The organism is Desulfonatronum thiodismutans (genome assembly GCF_000717475.1).
In the GTDB taxonomy this organism is placed as follows: Bacteria; Desulfobacterota; Desulfovibrionia; order Desulfovibrionales; family Desulfonatronaceae; genus Desulfonatronum; species Desulfonatronum thiodismutans.
Genome location: NZ_JPIK01000013.1, coordinates 51,448 through 69,289 on the forward strand (window position 1 = coordinate 51,448; position 17,842 = coordinate 69,289).

Sequence of the window (17,842 nt, forward strand, 5' to 3'; positions counted from 1 at the left end):
AGGTGACGGAATATGGCACAAGTTAAACGCATTGAGCCCGATCTGCAGTTTATTCAGGAGATGCAGGCCGCGGGTGGAGAATCACTCAAGAAATGCTATCAATGCGCCACGTGTTCCGTGGTCTGCCCCCTGTCGCCGGAGGAAAATCCCTACCCGCGCAAGGAGATGGTCTGGGCGCAGTGGGGGTTGAAGGACAAGCTGGTGGGTGATCTGGACATGTGGCTCTGCCACAATTGCGGCACCTGTTCGGACCAGTGTCCCCGCGGGGCGAAACCCGCGGACCTGATGGCGGCCATGCGCAACATGGCCTACCAGAACATCGCCCAGCCGACGATCATGGGTAAGTTCATGAGTTCGGCAAAGTACCTGCCGATCCTGGCCGGAATCCCCGCAGTGATCTTCCTGATCGCCTGGTTCGTGACCTCCGGCTTTTTTGGTACGCCGGTGGATGATAATGGTCAGGTTCTGTACCGCTTGGTTTTCCCCCAGACGGCGTTTATTGACCCGCTGTTCGGCTTGATCGCAGTAGCCGTTTTGGTGATTTTTGCTCGAGGTGTTCTCTCCCTGATCAAAACGTTCAATGATTCACCACAAGCTCCCATGGGCGGGGTTCCCGTAATGACCGTGCTCAAGTCTACGTGGCAGGTAATCATCGACGAGATCCTTTCCCACACTAAGTGGAAGGAGTGCGGTGGAGACAACACTGACCGCTACTATGGACATATGGGGATCTTCTTTGGATTTGTCGGCCTGTTCATCGTTACTGCCTACGTGGGCGTAGCCTACTGGCTGGGCGTATTCACTGGCTTGGATCTGATGACCCCCATGAGCCTGTGGAACCCCTTTAAGATCTTGGCCAATATCGCATCTATTGCCCTGATCGTCGGCTTGGTGATGGTAACCAAGCGGCGTCTGAACCTGGACGACGCGAAGTTCAAGTCGAACTACTACGACTGGTACCTGCTGGGAGTGATCTGGGTCGTGGCCCTGTCCGGAATGTTTAGTCAGCTGTTGCGCTTGGCCAACGTTCCCGGCGCTGCTTACCCGATGTACTACATCCACTTGGTGAGCATTTTCATGCTTTTCGCCTATCTGCCTTGGTCCAAGCTGGCGCACCTGGTCTACCGCACGGTGGCCCTAGGGTATGCGCGGCACATCGGCAGATCTCCCAAACCGCAGGCTTAGAGCCTGCGCCTCTATCTGATGGTCATAGCCAGGGTCGAGAGACCCTGGTTTTTTTTGTCAGTCCCAGCTCTTGTCAGAACGAGCAGTTCAAGCTAGTTAATTCGTTTTCGCAAATACACCAAGGAGTCATTTCCAATGAAAAAAGAGATTCATCCTGAAACAAGCAAGCGCAAGATCCATTGCGCCTGCGGTTATGAGATCGAAGCCCTGACCACTCAACGCAACGATGTCCAGATGGAAATCTGCGCCGACTGCCATCCCTTCTACACCGGCAAGCAACGTTTCGTGGACACGGCCGGGCGGATCGATCGCTTCAAAAAGAAGTATGCTTCCGTCGGCGGCAAGGCCTGATTTCAAGAGACTCGTCGCTCAACAGGTCGGTCGCTTCCCAGCACTACGGGAAATACGCCTTCGTTCCCGCGGACATGATCCGCTGATGACGAGGGCGTTTTTCATCATTCACTGCTCTGAAGATTAGGGCAACTTGGAAGTCGTGCTCTCGCTCTTTCCCCTTTCCAGATGGATTGATTCGCCATGTTCGCCAAGCTCGAAAGCTTGCAGGAAAAATATCAGGAATTGGAACGTGAACTCAGTTCCGCCGAGGTCTTCAACGATCAGGAGCGATATCGGCAACTGACCAAGCGGCATGCCGAGCTTGGCGAGATAGTTTCCGTCTATCGGGAATTCACTCGTCTATCGGACGATGCTCATTCCAATAAGGATCTGTTCAGCGACTCGGACCCGGAAATCCGTGAAATGGCTCGGGCCGAAGCGACACATTTGGAGGAGCAGTTAGAGTCGTTGCGGCTCCGGTTGCAGATTCTTCTGCTCCCCAAAGATCCTTTGGATGATCGGAACGTGATTTTGGAAATCCGAGCCGGGACCGGCGGTGAAGAGGCGGCTCTTTTCGCATCGGACCTTTTCCGCATGTATATGCGGTACGCGGAGCGAGTCGGCCTGCGCACGGAATTGATCCAAGCCAGCGAGAGCGGCACCGGCGGTTTCAAGGAAGTCATCGCCGCCATCTCCGGAGACAAGGTCTACAGCCGGCTCAAGCACGAGTCCGGTGTGCACCGGGTCCAGCGCGTTCCGGCTACGGAATCCCAGGGCCGGATCCACACTTCCGCCGTGACCGTAGCCATTTTACCCGAGGCCGAGGAAGTGGACGTGCATATCGATCCAGGCGACGTGCGCGTGGACGTGTACCGTTCGTCCGGTCCCGGGGGGCAAAGTGTAAACACCACGGACTCCGCCGTGCGCGTGACCCACATTCCCACGGGGCTGGTGGTTATTTGTCAGGACGAAAAGTCGCAGCACAAGAACCGGGCCAAGGCCATGAAAGTCCTCCGCTCCAGGCTGCTCAAGGCCAAGCAGGACGAACAAAAAGCTTCCTACGATCAGAACAGAAAGAATCAGGTCGGCAGCGGTGACCGTTCCGAGCGGATTCGGACTTATAATTACCCTCAAGGGCGAATCACGGACCATCGCATCAATCTCACCCTGTATCGCCTGGAATCCGTCCTTGAAGGGGAGATGGACGAGTTGGTGAACGCCCTGGTTCAGCACTATCAGACCGAAGCCTTGAAAGCCGAATCCGACGACGGATATTGATCATGTCGCCGACGCGGCCCATCCTCCGTGAAATTCTTGCCAAAAGCACACGGTATCTCACCGAAAAAAACGTCGACTCTCCACGTCTAAGCGCGGAACTCGTGATCGCCCATGCCTTGGGCCTGAATCGCTTGGATCTTTTTCTGGATCTGGACAAGCCTTTGAGCGAATCGGAATTGGCCCGGATTCGCCCAATTCTGGCACGACGGGGAACGGGCGAGCCCATGGCCTATATTCTGGGGCGTCGCGAATTCTACGGGCTGGACTTCCACGTCACTCCTGAAGTGTTGATCCCTCGTCCGGATACCGAGTTAGGCGTTGAGCTTGTGTTGAAGCTGTTCGATCCGGGTCAGACCTTTTGCTTCGCCGATGTCGGGACCGGCAGTGGAGCTCTTTGCGCGATCCTGCTCAAACTTTTTCCCCAAGCTCGGGCCGTGGCGACGGATATTTCTTTTGGCGCACTGAACGTCGCGACCGGAAATTTGCGGCGACACGGCGTGGATCAGCGCTGTGTACGAACCAGAGGAGACCTGTTGCGACACGTGAAAGGGCGCAGTCTGGACCTGATCGTGGCCAACCTGCCGTATATCGGGGAGAAAGAGGCGGAAAGCCTAAGCAAGGAAGTCGTGGGGTTCGAGCCTCATCTCGCTCTATTCGGCGGATTGGAAGGCGATGAGCTCTTTCCTCCCTTGCTGTGGGACGCTCAGGAAGTACTTGTCAACGGCGGGGTCGTGCTTTTGGAGGTCGGTACAAACCAGGCTAAGAACCTTTGTGATCGAATCGCGGGTATGTCGCCCCGATGGACGGACATCGCGATTCATAGGGATCTCGCGGGTCATGAGCGATATGCCCAGGCCCGGTTGCGTTGGTAACGTTTGTGTTTTTGGTGTTGTGAAAAAAAAACGCCATTAGTTGCGAAAGCAACGAATTTTGAAAGACGATCAAGAATTAAAATAAATTATTTCAAAGAATAACTCCATTTTTGTGGCGCGGTATGTTCTTTGCACGGTTGTGACGCAGAAGGAGTGCGCATGATCTGTCAAAAAACAATCAAAAAATCCATCCAGTGTTCAGGCATCGGCTTGCACAAAGGGCGCAAAGTCCGCCTTGTGTTGCGCCCGGCTGCCGAAGATACCGGGATCGTCTTTGCCTTGCACGGCGAGGACGGGGTTCGCTTCCACAGGCCCTCTGCGGATGCCGTGGTGGAGACGACCATGGCCACGACTCTCGGGTTCGGCGATCAGCGACTCGCCACCGTGGAACATCTTCTGGCCGCTGTCCGCGGCTTGGAAATCGACAACTTGTTCGTGGAAGTGGAGGGAGACGAAGTGCCGATCATGGACGGCAGCTCGGCTTCCTTTATTTTTTTACTTCGAGCCGCTGGTTTTCGGCGGCAGAGCAAGCCTAGAAAACTCTTGACCCTGAAGAAACCCATTGAGTTTCAGCAGGACGGCAAGTGGATCAAGGCTCGCCCTTCGAAGCGTCTGACCGTGGACTACACTATCAACTTCAACCATCCCATGGTCGGTATCCAGAAGATTTTCGTGGAGTGCAACCCCGAAACCTTCACCCGGCATGTGGCCAAGGCCAGGACCTTCGGGTTCATGCGCGAGGTCGAATATTTACGGCGCAACGGGTTGGCCTTGGGCGGCTCCCTGGATAACGCGGTGGTGCTGGATGAATATGGCGTGATCAATCCGGAAGGGCTGCGTTACCCCGATGAGTTTGTTCGGCACAAGGTATTGGATTTCATCGGGGATCTTTTTGTCCTCGGGATGCCCATGACCGGCGACTTCGAAGTGTATTGCTCCGGCCATGCCTTGAACAACGCCTTTGCCAGATACATCGTGGAACATCAGGCCGATTATCTGGAAGTGGACGTCTGCGGCGAGCAACCCGTGCCCGCCGAGGTCGTCCTGCCCTCGCTGTCCGAGCTCCCCGCGACCTCCCAGGCGTGGAACTAAACCCGTCCTTCCTTGCGTCGCGTCAGCGGCGTTTCGCCCTGTTCGATTTCGAATGGGGCTTTTTTTATGGGATTCCGCGCGACTGTTGACACGTTTGGTCCTTGCTTGGCATTATCCGCCGCTGGTCAGCACCGACGCCGGGCGTATGGCGAGTCCGGCGGATTCCGTGCAGGGGCTTCGGCAAAAAATGTAACCGTAGAGATAGCAGTTTTATGGACTCCCATCACCTCCAAGGCATTTTTACACCGGAACGGCTGGAGCGAATTTTCCCCGTGCAACGAAGCGCGGATTTTTTCGAGGCCCTGTACGGCGACGCCGACGAAACGGCTTTCGACGTCAAGCTGGCCTTTGACGGCGGTGCGGCGGACCGTTTGAGCTTTCAGTTTCACCTGGTGCAGCGCCCGGGCAAATGTCTAGCCTGCAACCTGACCTACGGTCTGCCCAAGGTCTTCATCCGCCATCCGGTGATCAACATGAGCGGCCTTGTCGCGGATATCGCCGCGGCCTTGGACCTGCCCGCCTCCCGCCTGCAATGGAGCCTGGACCAGACCGAACCCCGTCGCCAAGACCTGCACGTCATCCCGCTGAACGTCACGATCCTGCCGGAATAACCGCCACATTCACACTTAGTTCTCGTTCCCTGATTCTCGGTCGCTCGGCTCTTCCGTAGGTACGCACTCCAGGCCCCATTCTCGTCCCTTGAGCACCACGCCAAGGGGGCGGACACGAATCAGTTCCCGAGTCCGAGGAAGGGCGTTCATTGTTCCAAACAATGTTTCGCCGTCTTTCCGAGCGACGTCTTTGTTCGCTTTTCCCTTGGTTCCCTCCGACTGTTGGATCAGCCTGCAAGGCACGTAGTATTCGCATTTGCCCTGGTACGGGGCGGTTCCTTCCACCACCATGGTCACCGCGTCGCGCCGCTTGGCCAGAGCGCGGAGAAAGGCTCGGCGCTTGGTGCCTGTCTGAGCGCGCAATTGGCGGGCCCGTTCCCGGCGAACCTCTTCCGGAACCTGGTCCGCGCGATTCGCCGCCGGGGTTCCGGGCCGAGGGGAAAAGGGGAAAACGTGGGCGTAAGTCAGGGGCAATGCGGCACAGAACTTCAGAGTTTCCCGGAAATGGGCGTCCTCTTCGCCGGGAAAGCCGGTGAGCAGGTCCGCGCCCAGGCCGTAGAGGCCGAGCCGACGCTCCAGTCGGTCGCAGAACTCCTGGATGGTCTCGGGCTGGTAATGGCTCCGGCCCATGGCCTTCAAGACCGCTGGACTCGCGCTTTGCAGGGAAAGGTGCAGGTGCGGGCAGAGCAGGCGCGAACCGGAAATAGCATCCAATGCCTTGGTTCCGAGCATGGCCGGGTCCAGGGAACTGAGCCGCAGCCTGGCCCGATCAGCCCACAACGGCGCGAAGGTCCTTTCCAAGGTCAGTATAAGGTCCCAGAAGTCGCTTCGAGGTTGAAGGTCCTGGCCATAAAGCCGCAGGTTGACACCGATCAGGCTGATCTCTCGGAATCCCCTCGCGAGCAGACGTCGGATCTCTTCGATCACCTCCTCCGCCCTCCGGCTGTGCCCTGGCCCTCTGGCCAGAGGCACGATGCAGTAGGTACAGCCGTGGGAACAGCCGTCCTGGACTTTGACCTGGGCCCGGGCCCGCTGGAAGTCCGAGACGCCGGCCAGCATGTTCGCTTTGGGCTTTGAGCCGAAAGACGGATCATTCCCGAACTGTTGCAGCAACACGTCCGGTCCTTCCAACAGCATTCCTCGATCCTGCGTTCCGACAACCCCAACCACCCCGTGAAGGTTGCGCAGTTCCAAGCCAAACGTCTGGGCCGCGCATCCGGTGATCACGATTCCGGCCTTGGGCGCGTTGCGCTGCAGTGCCGCAACGGCCTTGCGCAGCTCGGCCACGGCCTTGGCGGTCACGGCGCAGGAATGAATCAAGATTATGTCCGCCTGGGCGGCCTCGGCAACCTGAACATGGCCTTGTCTCGCCCAGTGCTCCAGGATGACCTGGGACTCGTATTGATTGACCTTGCAGCCGAAGGTGGTCAGGTAGAAATGCATGATTCGGTATTGTTCAAAAAAACAAAGGGTCAGGAACTGATCTCGCCGCCAGCCAGGACCTGCCCTTCATCGGAGTAGATCACGCCGATCTGGCCCGGCGCGGCGAGCTCGCGGGGTTCGGGGTAGGTCAAGGTGAGCGTTTCGGAGGGAGATGAGCATATATTCTGGGGCGATGTCAGGCGGATCGGTTCTGGGCGTTGGCGGTAGCGGGTTTGCAGACGGAGGTCCTGGGGCCAGGCGGTTGCCGGAACGAGGTAATTGACGGTCTTCAGGCGGCATGCCGTGCTGAACAGTCGAGCCCTTTCCCCCACTATCAGGCGATTGGCGGCAACGTCCTTACGCAGTACGTAGAGGGGTTCTTTCCAGGCCACGTCCAGGCCCTTGCGCTGGCCGATGGTGTACCGCCAAAGGCCCTTGTGCTCCCCTACGGTTCGTTCGTCCTCCAGCACGATGGGGCCGGACGGCGGCAGGTCCGCAAGCCGTCGAGCTCCAAACCGTCGAGCTAGAAATTCCCGATAATCGTCCGGAATGAAGCAGACCTCCTGGCTCTCTCCGGGCAAGGGCGGAGAGAGACCCAGACGATCTAATTCCGGAAGCACGTCCTGCTTGCGGTGGTCGGCCAGGGGGAAGGCGGCCCGGGCGAGTTGGTTCGGGGTGAGCAGGGCCAGGAAGTAGCTCTGGTCCTTGGCTGGGTCCGCTCCCCTCCAAAGGGCCGGGCCATAGTCCGCGATGGTCAGGCGGGCGTAGTGGCCGGTGGCCAGGGTTCCCGCCCCCTGTTCGCGCACCGCGTCCAGGAGCAGGCCGAACTTGATCCGGGTGTTGCACCAGGCGCAAGGGTTGGGCGTGCGACCTTCCAAATAGCTCTGGACATAGGGCGCGATGACCAGCTCTTCGAACCGGGAGCGCAGGTCAAGAACTTGGAGCGGGACATCCAGGGCGCGGCAGTTCTCTCGGAGTCCGTCCAGGACTTCAGGCGGAGTCGCGTCGGCCAACTGGGCGTGGACCGCGATAAGGTCACGCTCCCGCCGCCGGAGCAGGGCCAGAGCCATCAGGCTGTCCCGGCCTCCGCTGACGGCAACGGCGACGGTCACGGGGCCTTTCGGGCGATTCCGGCGGGCAAAGGCAGCCGGGGCAGGCGGCTTTCCAGGACATGGCCGACCTGGAGCAGCAGGTCTTCCCGAAAGGCCGGTCCCAGAATCTGCAGCCCCACTGGCAGGCCGCTTCGCTCGCCCAAGCCAACGGGCAGGCTCAGGCCTGGGAGGCCAGCCAAATTCAGGGAGATGGTGAAGATGTCGCTTAAGTACATCTGGAGTGGGTCCGCGGTCTTCTCGCCCAGGCCAAAGGCCGTGGTGGGCGTGACCGGGCCGCAGATCACGTCGCAGTGCGTAAAGGCATCCAGGAAGTCCCGCTGGATCAGGCGGCGGATCTGAGCGGCTTTCTTGTAGTAGGCGTCGTAGTAGCCCGAGGAGAGCACGTAGGTTCCGAGCATGATGCGGCGCTGGACCTCTTCGCCAAAGCCCTTGCTGCGGGAGTTGCGGTACATCTCGATCAGATCTCGGGCGTCCTTGTCCCTATACCCGTAGCGCACCCCGTCGAACCGAGCCAGGTTGGAGCTGGCTTCGGCCGAAGCCACGATGTAGTAGGCGGCCACGGCATAGGAAGTGTGAGGCAAGGCGACCGGAACGCAGATTGCGCCCAGTTCCTCGGCCAGAGTCATGGCCTGCTTGCAGCGCTGGGCCACGTCCGGCTCCAGGCCGTCCTCGCCCCAGAACTCTTTGGGCATCCCGATGCGCAAGCCGGAAAGATCGGCCCGTTCGGCCAGCAGGGCCGGGTAGTCCGGCACGGGCAGATCCGCGCAGGTGGAGTCCTTGGGATCATGGCCGGCGATGACCCGCAGGAGCAGGGCAGCATCCTCCACGGTCAGGGTCATGGGGCCGATTTGATCCAGAGAGGAGGCGTAAGCCACAAGGCCGTAGCGGGAGACCCGACCGTAGCTGGGCTTGAGCCCAACCACGCCGCAAAAGGCAGCGGGCTGACGGATGGAGCCGCCGGTGTCCGTGCCCATGGCCGCAAAGCTCATCCGCGCGGCCACGGCCGCGGCTGAACCGCCGCTGGAGCCGCCGGGGACGGCGTTCAGGTTCCAGGGGTTGGCCGTGGGGTGAAAGGCGGAGTTTTCCGTGGACGAGCCCATGGCGAACTCGTCCATGTTCACCTTGCCCAGAATCACGGCCCCGGCATCACGCAGTCGGGTCACGACCTCGGCGTCGAAGCAGGGCGTGAAGTCGGCAAGCATCCGCGAACCGCAGGTGGTTCGCATGCCGCGAGTGGTCAGTACGTCTTTGAGGGCCAGGGGCACGCCCCACAAAGGTTTGGTTGCCAGGATGTCCGGCGTGGGGCCGACGCGGTCCATTTCCCGGGCTTGGCTCAGGGCTTCCTCGTCGGCTCGAGTAAGGAAGGCGTGGATGGAAGGCTCCAGGGCGTCCATCCGGTTCAAACAGGACCGGACAACGTCCTCGACCCGGACCTCGCCGGTGGCCAATCGTTGGCGAATCTCGGCCATGGTGTGCAAATACGGTTCAGACATGTAATGTCCTTCAGCGATAATTTTGAGTTGTCGTGAACGTGAAGCGGCGGAGCGTCAAGGCGGCGCGAATCAACCGACGATCCGGGGGACGATAAAGTAACTCCCGTCGGTTTCCGGAGCGTTGCCCAGGAGTTCCTCCCGACTGTATTCCATGTGGACGTCGTCGTCCCGGAACACGGTTTCGTGGGTCACTGGTGAATACAGCGGCTCCACCCCGGAGGTGTCCAGTTCGTTGAGCTTTCGCATATAACCGAGAATATCATTGAATTGAAGCGCGAATTGTTCCACCTTCTCCGGCTCCAGGTTCAGTCTGGCCAACCCGGCCACTTTGGTCACTTCATCAACACTGATGCTCATGCATTCTCCTTGTCCGTACTGCATTAACTATCTTCGTGGTTTCATCCAGAGGAACATGCCCTTGATTTCGCACAGCATCGCACGGCCATCACCGCGCGAATCGCTCCCTGACCCGGTCAAGCTGGTTGCGCAGAGCCATCGGATCAATGAGGTTCAATCCCTGGCTTGTAGGTTGGAACAGGAAGAGGTCTTGGCGGGCGTGGCCGTGGTCGTTCCAGGAAAGGGGGGCCATGCTCCAGTCGAAGTCCTTGAACGAAGCCAAGTGGGCGTTCAGGCGGTCCGGGGAACTGGTCTGGGCGGCTTGACTGATGCGGGCGGCGAAGCGGATGAAGTCGTAGCCAAGGGCTATCCAGAAGTCCGGGGCTTGGCCGGAGGCATGCATGACCTCGATCAGGGAGCGGGTCGCGGGGGTTGGATTGTCCGGCCACCAGGCGCCGGGCATCGCGGCCAAGCGAAAGTATTGGAGTTCAGTGTGCCGTGGCCGCTGCAGCCAAGCCTGGCTCCAAAGTTCCGGGCCCAGGATCAGCAGGCGCGGCTCGTCGTAGTAGAAGAACTGGGGCAGGAGAACTTCGGCGTCGCTCAGGTTGTCCGGAATGAACACGGCCTGGAACGGTGGTCTAGGCAGTACGGTCCTCTCCTGGCGACCACGGCGCTGCTGGGCCTGGACGCCCAGCAGCGAGGCCACGGCATCGCCCCATTCCTCGTGCCGGCCAGGTTGATAGCTTTGCTGGCCTGTGACTTGTCCGCCCATGCGGAGCACTTCCCGGGTGAACATCTCTCCTAGGTGCTCACCGAAGCGGTCTTGGGGGAAAAGCACGGCTAGGCCGGAAATGTCCATTTGCCGCAGGGCCAAATCGGCCAGGGCGTGGACCTGGTCTTGCGGGCCGGCGAAGAATCGCCAGGCTTGACGGCCCTCTTCGGCTTCGCCCATGGTGGGCATAAAGGTGAAAAAACGGCGCTGGGACGTGAGGTTCGCTCCATGCATCCGGTCCCAGGCGTCGCGCTGGATGGGGCCGCCGATCACTCGGCATTCCGGGTCCATGGTCGCCAAGGGTTCCAGCATGTCCGCGGCTCGGGAATTGGCGATCTCCAAGCGCACCGGATAGCCGTTTTTCTCAAGCGCGTCGCGCCCGGCCTCGGCCCCGCGGACAACCTTCCAGCCGGTTTCGGCCAGTGGCCCGTCCAGAGGCAGAACGAGGCCGACGCAGATACCGGGCGTCCCAAAGTGTTCCTGCAATTCATCGAAATCCTCGACAAAGGGCCGGGGATCGGCCCACTCGCCTTGCTGTAGCAGGCGTTGCATGATCGCCCATGTCTCCGGCCAATCCCCCGGTCGTTTTTGGACCTCGCGGCGGCGTTGTTCCCAGACGAACACGGCATTGGGAAAGGTAGCCGAATCCGTAGGCGGGATCACTTCCACGAATTGTTGGAGCGATGCATCCGGGATTTCCCTGACGATCTGGATGACGACCCGTTCCAGTTCAGCCCTGGTCTTGGCGTCCGGGGCCGCGGCGTGCAGGTCGGCGAACAGGGGGCGCAAGGGGTCGTAGTCCCGGCGTTGGCGGTACATCTCCGAAAGTCGGACTCCGGCGGAGGAACGCAGGGACCAAGGGGATTCGGGTTGCCGCAGAATTTGAAGCAGATAGTCCTCAGCCTGACCTTCCTTATCTTGTCCCAGCAGAGCAAGGACCCGGTACTCATGCCAGAACCACTCCAGGCGCAGTTTCGGATCCAGCAGTGCCCAGCGGATCAGGGCGTCCTGGGCGCGGACGTAGTCCTGGGTCTGCAGGGAACTGATGGCCAGCCGCTCCCAGGCCAGGTTCAGTTGGCGATGGGCCAGGGGCTCGGATACCAGGATGTCGTACAGTTGTCGGCTGCGCTGGTAATCCCTGGCCTGCCATGCCGTGTCGGCCTGCAGGAGCAGCCCCTGGACGGTTTCTTCCGTGGGTGGTGGGGAAATGGGGGGCAGGCGTTTCTTCTCGACACAGCCGCCGGCAAAAAAGACCGGGATGAGCAGGAGAAGGATCAGGATTTCGCGTAGAGCAAGCTGGTAAACCATGCAACCGCCTTGAAATGAAGACTTTGGAGCATCGTGGAAGTATTGGACGAGATGAGGCAGCAGGTGTCGCGTATAAAAAAAGCCTGACCCGCGGTAACGCGGGTCAGGCTTGAGGTATAGGGATACGGCAAACAGCCTGTCAAGGCGACGGTGCCCCGCGGTCTCTACTTGACCTCGGTGTAGTCCGCGTCCACGACGTCGTCGTCCTTCTTCGGACCGTCCTGCTGGCCGCCCGGCTGCGCTCCAGGCTGGGGACCGGCTTGGCCGCCCTGCTCTCCACCGCTCTTCTGGGCGTAGAGTTGTTCGGCCAGCTTGTGCGAAGCCTGGGCCAACTCCTCGGAAGCCCGGCGGATTTCAGCTTCGTCGTCGCCTTCCATGAGCTTCTTCAGGCTTTCAATCTTGGTTTCGATTTCGCCGCGCAACACGGAGTCCAACTTTTCGCCCAGGTCGTTGATGGACTTTTCCGTGGCATAAATCAGGGAGTCGGCGTGGTTGCGGGCTTCAATGAGTTGCTGCTTTTTCTTGTCTTCGTCCGCGTGGGTTTCGGCGTCCTTGACCAGATTCTGGATTTCGTCCTCGGACAGGCCGCTGGACGCGGTGATTCGGATGGACTGCTCCTTGCCCGTGCCCAGATCCTTGGCCGAGACGTTGACGATGCCATTGGCGTCGATGTCAAAGGCCACTTCCACCTGGGGCATGCCTCGGGGAGCGGGCGGAATGCCGGTCAACTCGAAGCGGCCCAGGGTTTTGTTGTCCCCGGCCATGGGGCGTTCGCCCTGGAGCACGTGGATGGAGACCGAGGGCTGGTTGTCCGCGGCGGTGGTGAAGACCTGGCTTTTGCGGGTCGGGATGGTGGTGTTGCGCTCGATCAGCTTGGTGCAAACTCCTCCCAGGGTTTCGATGCCCAAAGACAGCGGGGTGACGTCCAACAGCAGCACGTCCTTCACGTCTCCGGCCAGAATCCCGCCTTGAATGGCCGCGCCCATGGCCACGACCTCGTCCGGATTCACGCCTTTGTGCGGTTCGCGTCCAAAAAAATCCTGGACCTTTTTCTGCACCAGGGGCATCCGGGTCATCCCGCCAACCAGGATCACCTCGTCGATGTCCGAGGTCTTCAGTCCGGCGTCAGACAAGGCCTTTTTGCAGGGTTCGATGGTTCGGTCCACCAGGTCTTCCACCAACTTGTCCAGCTTGGCTCGGGAGAGCTTGATCAGCAGGTGCTTGGGGCCGTTCTGGTCCGCGGTGATGAAGGGCAGGTTGATCTCCGTCTCCATTGAGGTGGAGAGTTCCTTCTTGGCTTTTTCCCCGGCTTCCTTGAGCCGCTGCAGGGCCATGCGGTCCTTGGACAGATCAATTCCGTTGTCCCGCTTGAATTCAGCTACCAGGTAGTCGATGACCCGGTGGTCGAAGTCCTCGCCGCCCAGGAAGGTGTCGCCGTTGGTGGCCCGGACTTCAACGACGTTGTCGCCGACTTCCAGGATGGAAATGTCGAAGGTTCCGCCGCCCAGGTCGAACACGGCTACCTTTTCATTCTTCTTTTTATCGAAGCCGTAGGCCAGGGAGGCCGCGGTGGGCTCGTTGATGATCCGCTTGACTTCCAGTCCGGCGATTCGTCCGGCGTCCTTTGTGGCTTGGCGCTGGCTGTCGTTGAAGTAGGCCGGAACGGTGATCACGGCCTCGGTCACGGTTTCGCCCAGATAGGCTTCCGCGTCGGACTTCAATTTTTGCAGGATCATCGCCGAGATTTCCGGAGCGCTGTACTTTTTGCCGTTGATGTCCACGTAGGAGTCGCCGTTGCTTCCTTCGACGATCTTGTACGGGCAGCTGTCCTTCCAGGACGTGATTTCCTTGGCGTCGAACCGCCGACCCATCAGTCGCTTGATAGCGAATACGGTCTTTTCCGGGTTGGTGACAGCTTGGCGCTTGGCAATCTCACCGACCAGCCGTTCCTTGTCGGTGAAGGCCACGATGGACGGAGTGGTTCGCCCGCCTTCGGGGTTGGTGATGCATTTGGGCTCCTTGCCCTCCATCACATAGACGCAACTATTCGTTGTTCCCAGATCAATACCGATGATTTTTCCCATGTTTTTGATTCCTCCTGAACGCGATGGATATTTTTCGATCAAGTTAAGGTTGATTGTCCGCTTGTAAAGGGGCGGAAGCAAAAATTATACGGCGCACTCCATGCTGACCAGCACCTTGGCCGGACGCAGCAGCCGACCTTTGAGGCGATAGCCTTTTTGAACCACTTGGCAGACCTTGCCGGGCTCGAAGTCCGGATGCGGTTGTTGAGCCAGGGCTTCGTGCCAATTAGGGTCGAAGATTTCGCCGGCTTGGCCCAGGGGCTCCAGATTGTGGCGGGCGAGAATATCCAGAAACAGTTTGCGGGTCATTTCCACGCCGTTGAGCAATTCCTTGCCCGTGCCGGTCTTGCCGCCGTGTTCCAGAGCCAGGTCCAGGTTGTCCAGGATCGGCAACAGGTCCTCCAGCACGGACTCGGTGGCGAATTTGCAAAAGTCATCCTTTTCCCGTTGCAAGCGCTTCTTCAGATTTTCAGTGTCCGCGGCAATGCGCAGCTTTTCATCCTGAACCTGGGCCAAAAGCCGACAGTTGGGACAGACTTTTTCCTCGCAAAGTCGGGTCAACCGTTCCTCGTCGATCATCTCCGGCGTTCCGGTTTCTTCAGGTTCGTGCGCGACATCCTCGACATCAATGTTTACGCCCACGGTAATGTCCGTCTTGTTTGCCGCCTCGGCGTAGGGATTATTTTTCTGGGACATGCGTTCCTCCTTGCGAATCTGCCCATCATTATTAAAAGCGATTTCTCAAGAGCTGGCTGATCACCTGGGCCGTGAATTCAACCAGTGGGACGACCTTGGCGTAATCCATGCGGATCGGGCCGATGATGCCCACCACTCCCAGGGGGTCGTCCTGTCCCAGGTAGGGCGATGAAATCAGCGTGAATTCCTGCAAGCCTTCCTGGTCCTCTTCGCGCCCGAAGATGATGGATATGCCGTCGGGCTTGGCCACCTTGTCCAGCAGTTCCAGAAGTCGGGTGCGTTCTTCCAGCATCCGCAGCAGTTCCTGAAGCTTGGCCGGGTTGGCGAATTCCGGATGGGTGAAGAAGTTGACCGTTCCCTCGACATAGACCTCCCGTTCGCTGCCGCCGGTGAAAACCTGCTGGGCCAGGACCAGGGCCTGTTGGCTGACGGCTTGGTACTCACGCTGGACCGCGTCCATTTCCTGGAGGAGCTTGGTTCGGACTTGGGCCAGGGTCCGGCCTTGAAACAGTTGGTTCAGGTAATTGCTGTACGTGACCAGGTCGTCCGTGCCCAATTCCGGCTCCACGGAGACGATCTTGTTTCGGACGATGCCGCCCTCCACCACCAGAATGGCCATGGCCAGGCCGGGCTTGAGTAGGACGAAGTCGATGTGCTTGAAGCCGATGTTCGAGGCCTTGGGTGCCAGGACCATGCTCACCTGACGGGTATAGGCCGACAGGAGCCGGGAGGCGTTGCGCAGCAGTTCGGTGACGTCCAGGCGGTCGTCGCCCATGTTCTCGGTAAGTCGGTTCCGTTGCTCCAGGGTGAGTGGGTGGTACTTCAGCAGGGTGTCCACGTAGAAGCGAAAGCCTTGCGCCGAGGGAATCCGCCCGGCCGAGGTGTGAGGCTGTTCCAGGTAGCCCTTATCGGTCAGGTCGGCCATGATGTTGCGGATGCTGGCCGGGCTGAGGTTCAGGCTGGACTTTTTGGCGATGGTCCGGGATCCCACGGGCGCGGCCGTCTGGATGTAATCCTCAATGAGCGTCGTCAAAACGCCGATTTCGCGTGGCTGGAGTTCCATGTTGCTATCCTGTCTAGCACTCGATGCGAGAGAGTGCTAGACCCAATAAATATGCCGGAAGGTTCTGTCAAGGAAAGAAGGGATTGATTCCGGTTAGATTCGTTCTTGAACCTCACCCGTGATCAGAATCGGTATCGCGAAGTAGATGGCCCGGTGCGGGCGCTTTGCTACTGAAAGTCAGCAGACGTGGCGGAATACGTATTCCCGCAGTCCGTGGAGCCAGGGGCGAGGTTTGACGCCGGTAAGCGCGGTGAAGGATTCGGTGTTCAGCACGGAATAGGCCGGGCGGCGGGCTTTTTGCGGATATTGGTCCGAGGTGATGGGGTGAACGTCGCATTGCAGGCCCATGGCTTGCACGGCGGAGGCGGCCAGCTCGCACCAGGAGGCGCAGCCGCCGTTCACGAGGTGAAATATCCCGTTCTCTCCGGTCTTGAGCAATTCCACGGAGTATTCGGCCAGATCCGGGGTGTAGGTCGGAGAGCCGACCTGATCGTGGACCACGTTCAAGGAGGCGCGCTGAGAGGCAAGGGTGAGAATCTTGCTCACGAAGTTGGTCCGCCCCGGTCCGAAGAGCCAAGCCGTGCGGACGATGCTCAATCGGTCCAGGGCCAGTTCCCGCAGCGCGTTCTCTCCGGCCAGTTTGGTCTTGCCGTAGATGCACAGCGGATTGACGGCGTCGTCGGGCCGGTAAGGCTCGCAGCCCTGGCCGTCGAAGACGAAGTCCGTGCTGTAATGTACCAACTGGATGCCGCGTTGCTTGGCCAAACGACCGAGCTTGACGGGCAGGAGTTTGTTCACCCGCATGGCCAGGTCCGGCTCGTCCTCGGCCAGGTCCACCTGGGTGTAGGCCACGGTGTTGCAGATCACGTCCGGCTCGTGGCGGTCCAAAAAGGCGGCGAGTTGATCCGTGTCGAAGAGGTCTACGTCTTCCCGGCCCACGGGCAGCGCGGTCCAGTCGGTCTTGGTCAGGGCGGCGCAGAGGGATTGACCCAAAAGGCCGGTCTTGCCGCCCAGGACCATGACGGTTCGCGGTGTCTGGTGCGCGGTGGAATCCGTTTGCTCGCTCATCGTCGCTCTCCGTACCAGGCGTCCATGAAGTCCCGGTAGCTGCCGTCCTGGACCCGGCGCAGCCATTCGCGATTGTCCCCGTACCACTGGATGGTTTCCTGAAGCCCCTGCTCAAAGGTGACGGACGGGGCGAATCCCAGCTCTCGGGCGGGAAGGGAGAAGTCCATGGCGTAGCGTCGGTCGTGACCGGGCCGGTCCTGGACGTAGCGAATCAGGGAGTGGGGCTTGCCCAGCAGGTCCAGGATGGAGGTGACCACCTGGATGTTGGTACGCTCGGCGTCGCCGCCGAAGTTGTAAACGGCTCCGGAACGGCCTTGGTCCATGGCCAACTCCACGCCGCGGCAATGGTCCAGGACGTGAATCCAATCCCGGATGTTGGCCCCGTCGCCGTAGACCGGCAGGGGCTTGTCCTCCCAGGCCAGGGTGATCATCAGAGGGATCAGCTTTTCCGGAAACTGGAACGGGCCGTAGTTGTTGGAGCAGCGGGTGATCACCGTGGGCAGACCGTAGGTCTCATGATAGGCCCGGACCAGCAGATCCGCTGAGGCCTTGGACGCGGAGTAGGGGCTGTTTGGGGCCAGGGGCGTATCCTCGGTGAACAGGCCCTTCGGGCCGAGAGTCCCGTAGACCTCGTCCGTGGAAACCTGCAAAAACAATTCGATTCCCGCTTTGCGGGAGGCCTCCAGCAGATTGTGCGTTCCCTGAATGTTCGTGGTGATGAACGGCGAGGAATCGTGGATGGACCGATCCACATGAGATTCGGCCGCGAAATTGAGCACGGCCTGGATGCGGTGTTCGGCCAGCAGGCGGGGAACCAGTTCCTGATCGGCGATGTCACCGTGGACGAAAACATACCGAGAGTCCTGAGCCTGTTCCAGGGCCAGGAGGTTCATCTTGTTTCCGGCGTAGGTCAGCTTGTCCAGGTTGACGACGAGCATATCTTTTCTGCGCTCCAGCAGGGCCAGAATGAAGTTGGAGGCGATGAACCCGCATCCTCCGGTGACCAGGATGCGGTTGAGGCGACGTTGCATGGGTGCTCCTTTGAAAATGCGAGCGCGAAGATTTTGAAACGCCCGGATGTCTTTTGAGCGTAGATGTTGAGCGACTGGCGAGATAA

At 59.8% G+C, this 17,842-nt stretch carries 16 protein-coding genes; 6 read left to right on the forward strand and 10 right to left on the reverse strand.

What is annotated here, in order from left to right:
* Nucleotides 1-12: 12 nt before the first annotated feature.
* From qmoC to GY33_RS0110310, 6 genes are all read left to right on the forward strand, one after another.
* Nucleotides 13-1,185: a quinone-interacting membrane-bound oxidoreductase complex subunit QmoC gene (gene qmoC, locus GY33_RS0110285; RefSeq protein WP_031387257.1), complete on the forward strand. Its 1,173-nt coding sequence runs from the start codon at nt 13-15 to the stop codon at nt 1,183-1,185.
* Between the two features lie 135 nt (nt 1,186-1,320).
* Nucleotides 1,321-1,536: a 50S ribosomal protein L31 gene (gene rpmE, locus GY33_RS0110290; RefSeq protein WP_031387258.1), complete on the forward strand. Its 216-nt coding sequence runs from the start codon at nt 1,321-1,323 to the stop codon at nt 1,534-1,536.
* Nucleotides 1,537-1,719: 183 nt separating this feature from the next.
* The gene (prfA, locus tag GY33_RS0110295) at nt 1,720-2,796 is read left to right on the forward strand and encodes a peptide chain release factor 1 (RefSeq protein WP_031387259.1); all 1,077 of its coding nucleotides are present in this window, start codon (nt 1,720-1,722) and stop codon (nt 2,794-2,796) included.
* A gap of 2 nt (nt 2,797-2,798) precedes the next feature.
* Entirely contained in the window at nt 2,799-3,668 is an 870-nt protein-coding gene (gene prmC / locus GY33_RS0110300) for a peptide chain release factor N(5)-glutamine methyltransferase (protein ID WP_031387260.1), read from the forward strand.
* 162 nt (nt 3,669-3,830) lie between these two features.
* Nucleotides 3,831-4,760, forward strand: coding sequence for a UDP-3-O-acyl-N-acetylglucosamine deacetylase (lpxC, locus tag GY33_RS0110305; protein WP_031387261.1), 930 nt, complete (start codon nt 3,831-3,833; stop codon nt 4,758-4,760).
* A gap of 212 nt (nt 4,761-4,972) precedes the next feature.
* Complete coding sequence (locus tag GY33_RS0110310) at nt 4,973-5,371, forward strand: hypothetical protein (RefSeq protein WP_031387262.1); 399 nt, start codon at nt 4,973-4,975, stop codon at nt 5,369-5,371.
* A 15-nt stretch (nt 5,372-5,386) separates the two neighbouring features.
* Here GY33_RS0110310 and GY33_RS0110315 read toward each other — a convergent pair whose 3' ends face one another.
* The 10 genes from GY33_RS0110315 to rfbB form a co-directional block, all read right to left on the reverse strand.
* Nucleotides 5,387-6,814: a MiaB/RimO family radical SAM methylthiotransferase gene (locus GY33_RS0110315; protein WP_051822504.1), complete on the reverse strand. Its 1,428-nt coding sequence runs from the start codon at nt 6,812-6,814 to the stop codon at nt 5,387-5,389.
* A gap of 29 nt (nt 6,815-6,843) precedes the next feature.
* Nucleotides 6,844-7,905 carry a tRNA 2-thiouridine(34) synthase MnmA gene (mnmA, locus tag GY33_RS0110320; RefSeq protein WP_031387264.1) on the reverse strand — a complete coding sequence of 354 codons (1,062 nt, stop codon included), beginning with the start codon at nt 7,903-7,905 and terminating at the stop codon, nt 6,844-6,846.
* Entirely contained in the window at nt 7,902-9,398 is a 1,497-nt protein-coding gene (gene gatA, locus GY33_RS0110325) for an Asp-tRNA(Asn)/Glu-tRNA(Gln) amidotransferase subunit GatA (protein WP_031387265.1), read from the reverse strand. The genes mnmA and gatA overlap by 4 nt, the downstream gene beginning before the upstream one ends.
* A 69-nt stretch (nt 9,399-9,467) precedes the next feature.
* Nucleotides 9,468-9,755: an Asp-tRNA(Asn)/Glu-tRNA(Gln) amidotransferase subunit GatC gene (gatC, locus tag GY33_RS0110330; protein ID WP_031387266.1), complete on the reverse strand. Its 288-nt coding sequence runs from the start codon at nt 9,753-9,755 to the stop codon at nt 9,468-9,470.
* Nucleotides 9,756-9,843: 88 nt separating this feature from the next.
* A complete protein-coding gene (locus GY33_RS0110335; RefSeq protein ID WP_031387267.1) occupies nt 9,844-11,814 on the reverse strand; it encodes a penicillin-binding protein activator in 1,971 nt (656 codons plus the stop codon).
* Between the two features lie 164 nt (nt 11,815-11,978).
* On the reverse strand, nt 11,979-13,898 hold the full coding sequence (gene dnaK / locus GY33_RS0110340) for a molecular chaperone DnaK (protein ID WP_031387268.1): 1,920 nt from the start codon (nt 13,896-13,898) through the stop codon (nt 11,979-11,981).
* 84 nt (nt 13,899-13,982) lie between these two features.
* The gene (grpE, locus tag GY33_RS0110345; protein ID WP_084185079.1) at nt 13,983-14,594 is read right to left on the reverse strand and encodes a nucleotide exchange factor GrpE; all 612 of its coding nucleotides are present in this window, start codon (nt 14,592-14,594) and stop codon (nt 13,983-13,985) included.
* A gap of 31 nt (nt 14,595-14,625) precedes the next feature.
* Nucleotides 14,626-15,657, reverse strand: a complete 1,032-nt coding sequence (hrcA, locus tag GY33_RS0110350) for a heat-inducible transcriptional repressor HrcA (protein ID WP_031387270.1) — start codon at nt 15,655-15,657, stop codon at nt 14,626-14,628.
* Between the two features lie 177 nt (nt 15,658-15,834).
* Nucleotides 15,835-16,725, reverse strand: coding sequence for a dTDP-4-dehydrorhamnose reductase (rfbD, locus tag GY33_RS0110355; RefSeq protein ID WP_051822505.1), 891 nt, complete (start codon nt 16,723-16,725; stop codon nt 15,835-15,837).
* A complete protein-coding gene (gene rfbB, locus GY33_RS0110360) occupies nt 16,722-17,756 on the reverse strand; it encodes a dTDP-glucose 4,6-dehydratase (protein WP_031387272.1) in 1,035 nt (344 codons plus the stop codon). Before rfbB ends, rfbD begins: the two co-directional genes overlap by 4 nt.
* Nucleotides 17,757-17,842: the final 86 nt, after the last annotated feature.

What these genes read in the sequence shown, in the direction of transcription:
- prmC (WP_031387260.1), top strand. Translation starts at nt 2,799, where the DNA reads ATGTCGCCGACGCGGCCCATCCTCCGTGAAATTCTTGCCAAAAGCACA.
- gatA (WP_031387265.1), bottom strand. Translation starts at nt 9,398, where the DNA reads ATGTCTGAACCGTATTTGCACACCATGGCCGAGATTCGCCAACGATTG.
- GY33_RS0110310 (WP_031387262.1), top strand. Translation starts at nt 4,973, where the DNA reads ATGGACTCCCATCACCTCCAAGGCATTTTTACACCGGAACGGCTGGAG.
- GY33_RS0110315 (WP_051822504.1), bottom strand. Translation starts at nt 6,814, where the DNA reads ATGCATTTCTACCTGACCACCTTCGGCTGCAAGGTCAATCAATACGAG.
- GY33_RS0110335 (WP_031387267.1), bottom strand. Translation starts at nt 11,814, where the DNA reads ATGGTTTACCAGCTTGCTCTACGCGAAATCCTGATCCTTCTCCTGCTC.
- prfA (WP_031387259.1), top strand. Translation starts at nt 1,720, where the DNA reads ATGTTCGCCAAGCTCGAAAGCTTGCAGGAAAAATATCAGGAATTGGAA.
- rpmE (WP_031387258.1), top strand. Translation starts at nt 1,321, where the DNA reads ATGAAAAAAGAGATTCATCCTGAAACAAGCAAGCGCAAGATCCATTGC.
- rfbD (WP_051822505.1), bottom strand. Translation starts at nt 16,725, where the DNA reads ATGAGCGAGCAAACGGATTCCACCGCGCACCAGACACCGCGAACCGTC.
- dnaK (WP_031387268.1), bottom strand. Translation starts at nt 13,898, where the DNA reads ATGGGAAAAATCATCGGTATTGATCTGGGAACAACGAATAGTTGCGTC.
- grpE (WP_084185079.1), bottom strand. Translation starts at nt 14,594, where the DNA reads ATGTCCCAGAAAAATAATCCCTACGCCGAGGCGGCAAACAAGACGGAC.
- rfbB (WP_031387272.1), bottom strand. Translation starts at nt 17,756, where the DNA reads ATGCAACGTCGCCTCAACCGCATCCTGGTCACCGGAGGATGCGGGTTC.
- qmoC (WP_031387257.1), top strand. Translation starts at nt 13, where the DNA reads ATGGCACAAGTTAAACGCATTGAGCCCGATCTGCAGTTTATTCAGGAG.
- hrcA (WP_031387270.1), bottom strand. Translation starts at nt 15,657, where the DNA reads ATGGAACTCCAGCCACGCGAAATCGGCGTTTTGACGACGCTCATTGAG.
- gatC (WP_031387266.1), bottom strand. Translation starts at nt 9,755, where the DNA reads ATGAGCATCAGTGTTGATGAAGTGACCAAAGTGGCCGGGTTGGCCAGA.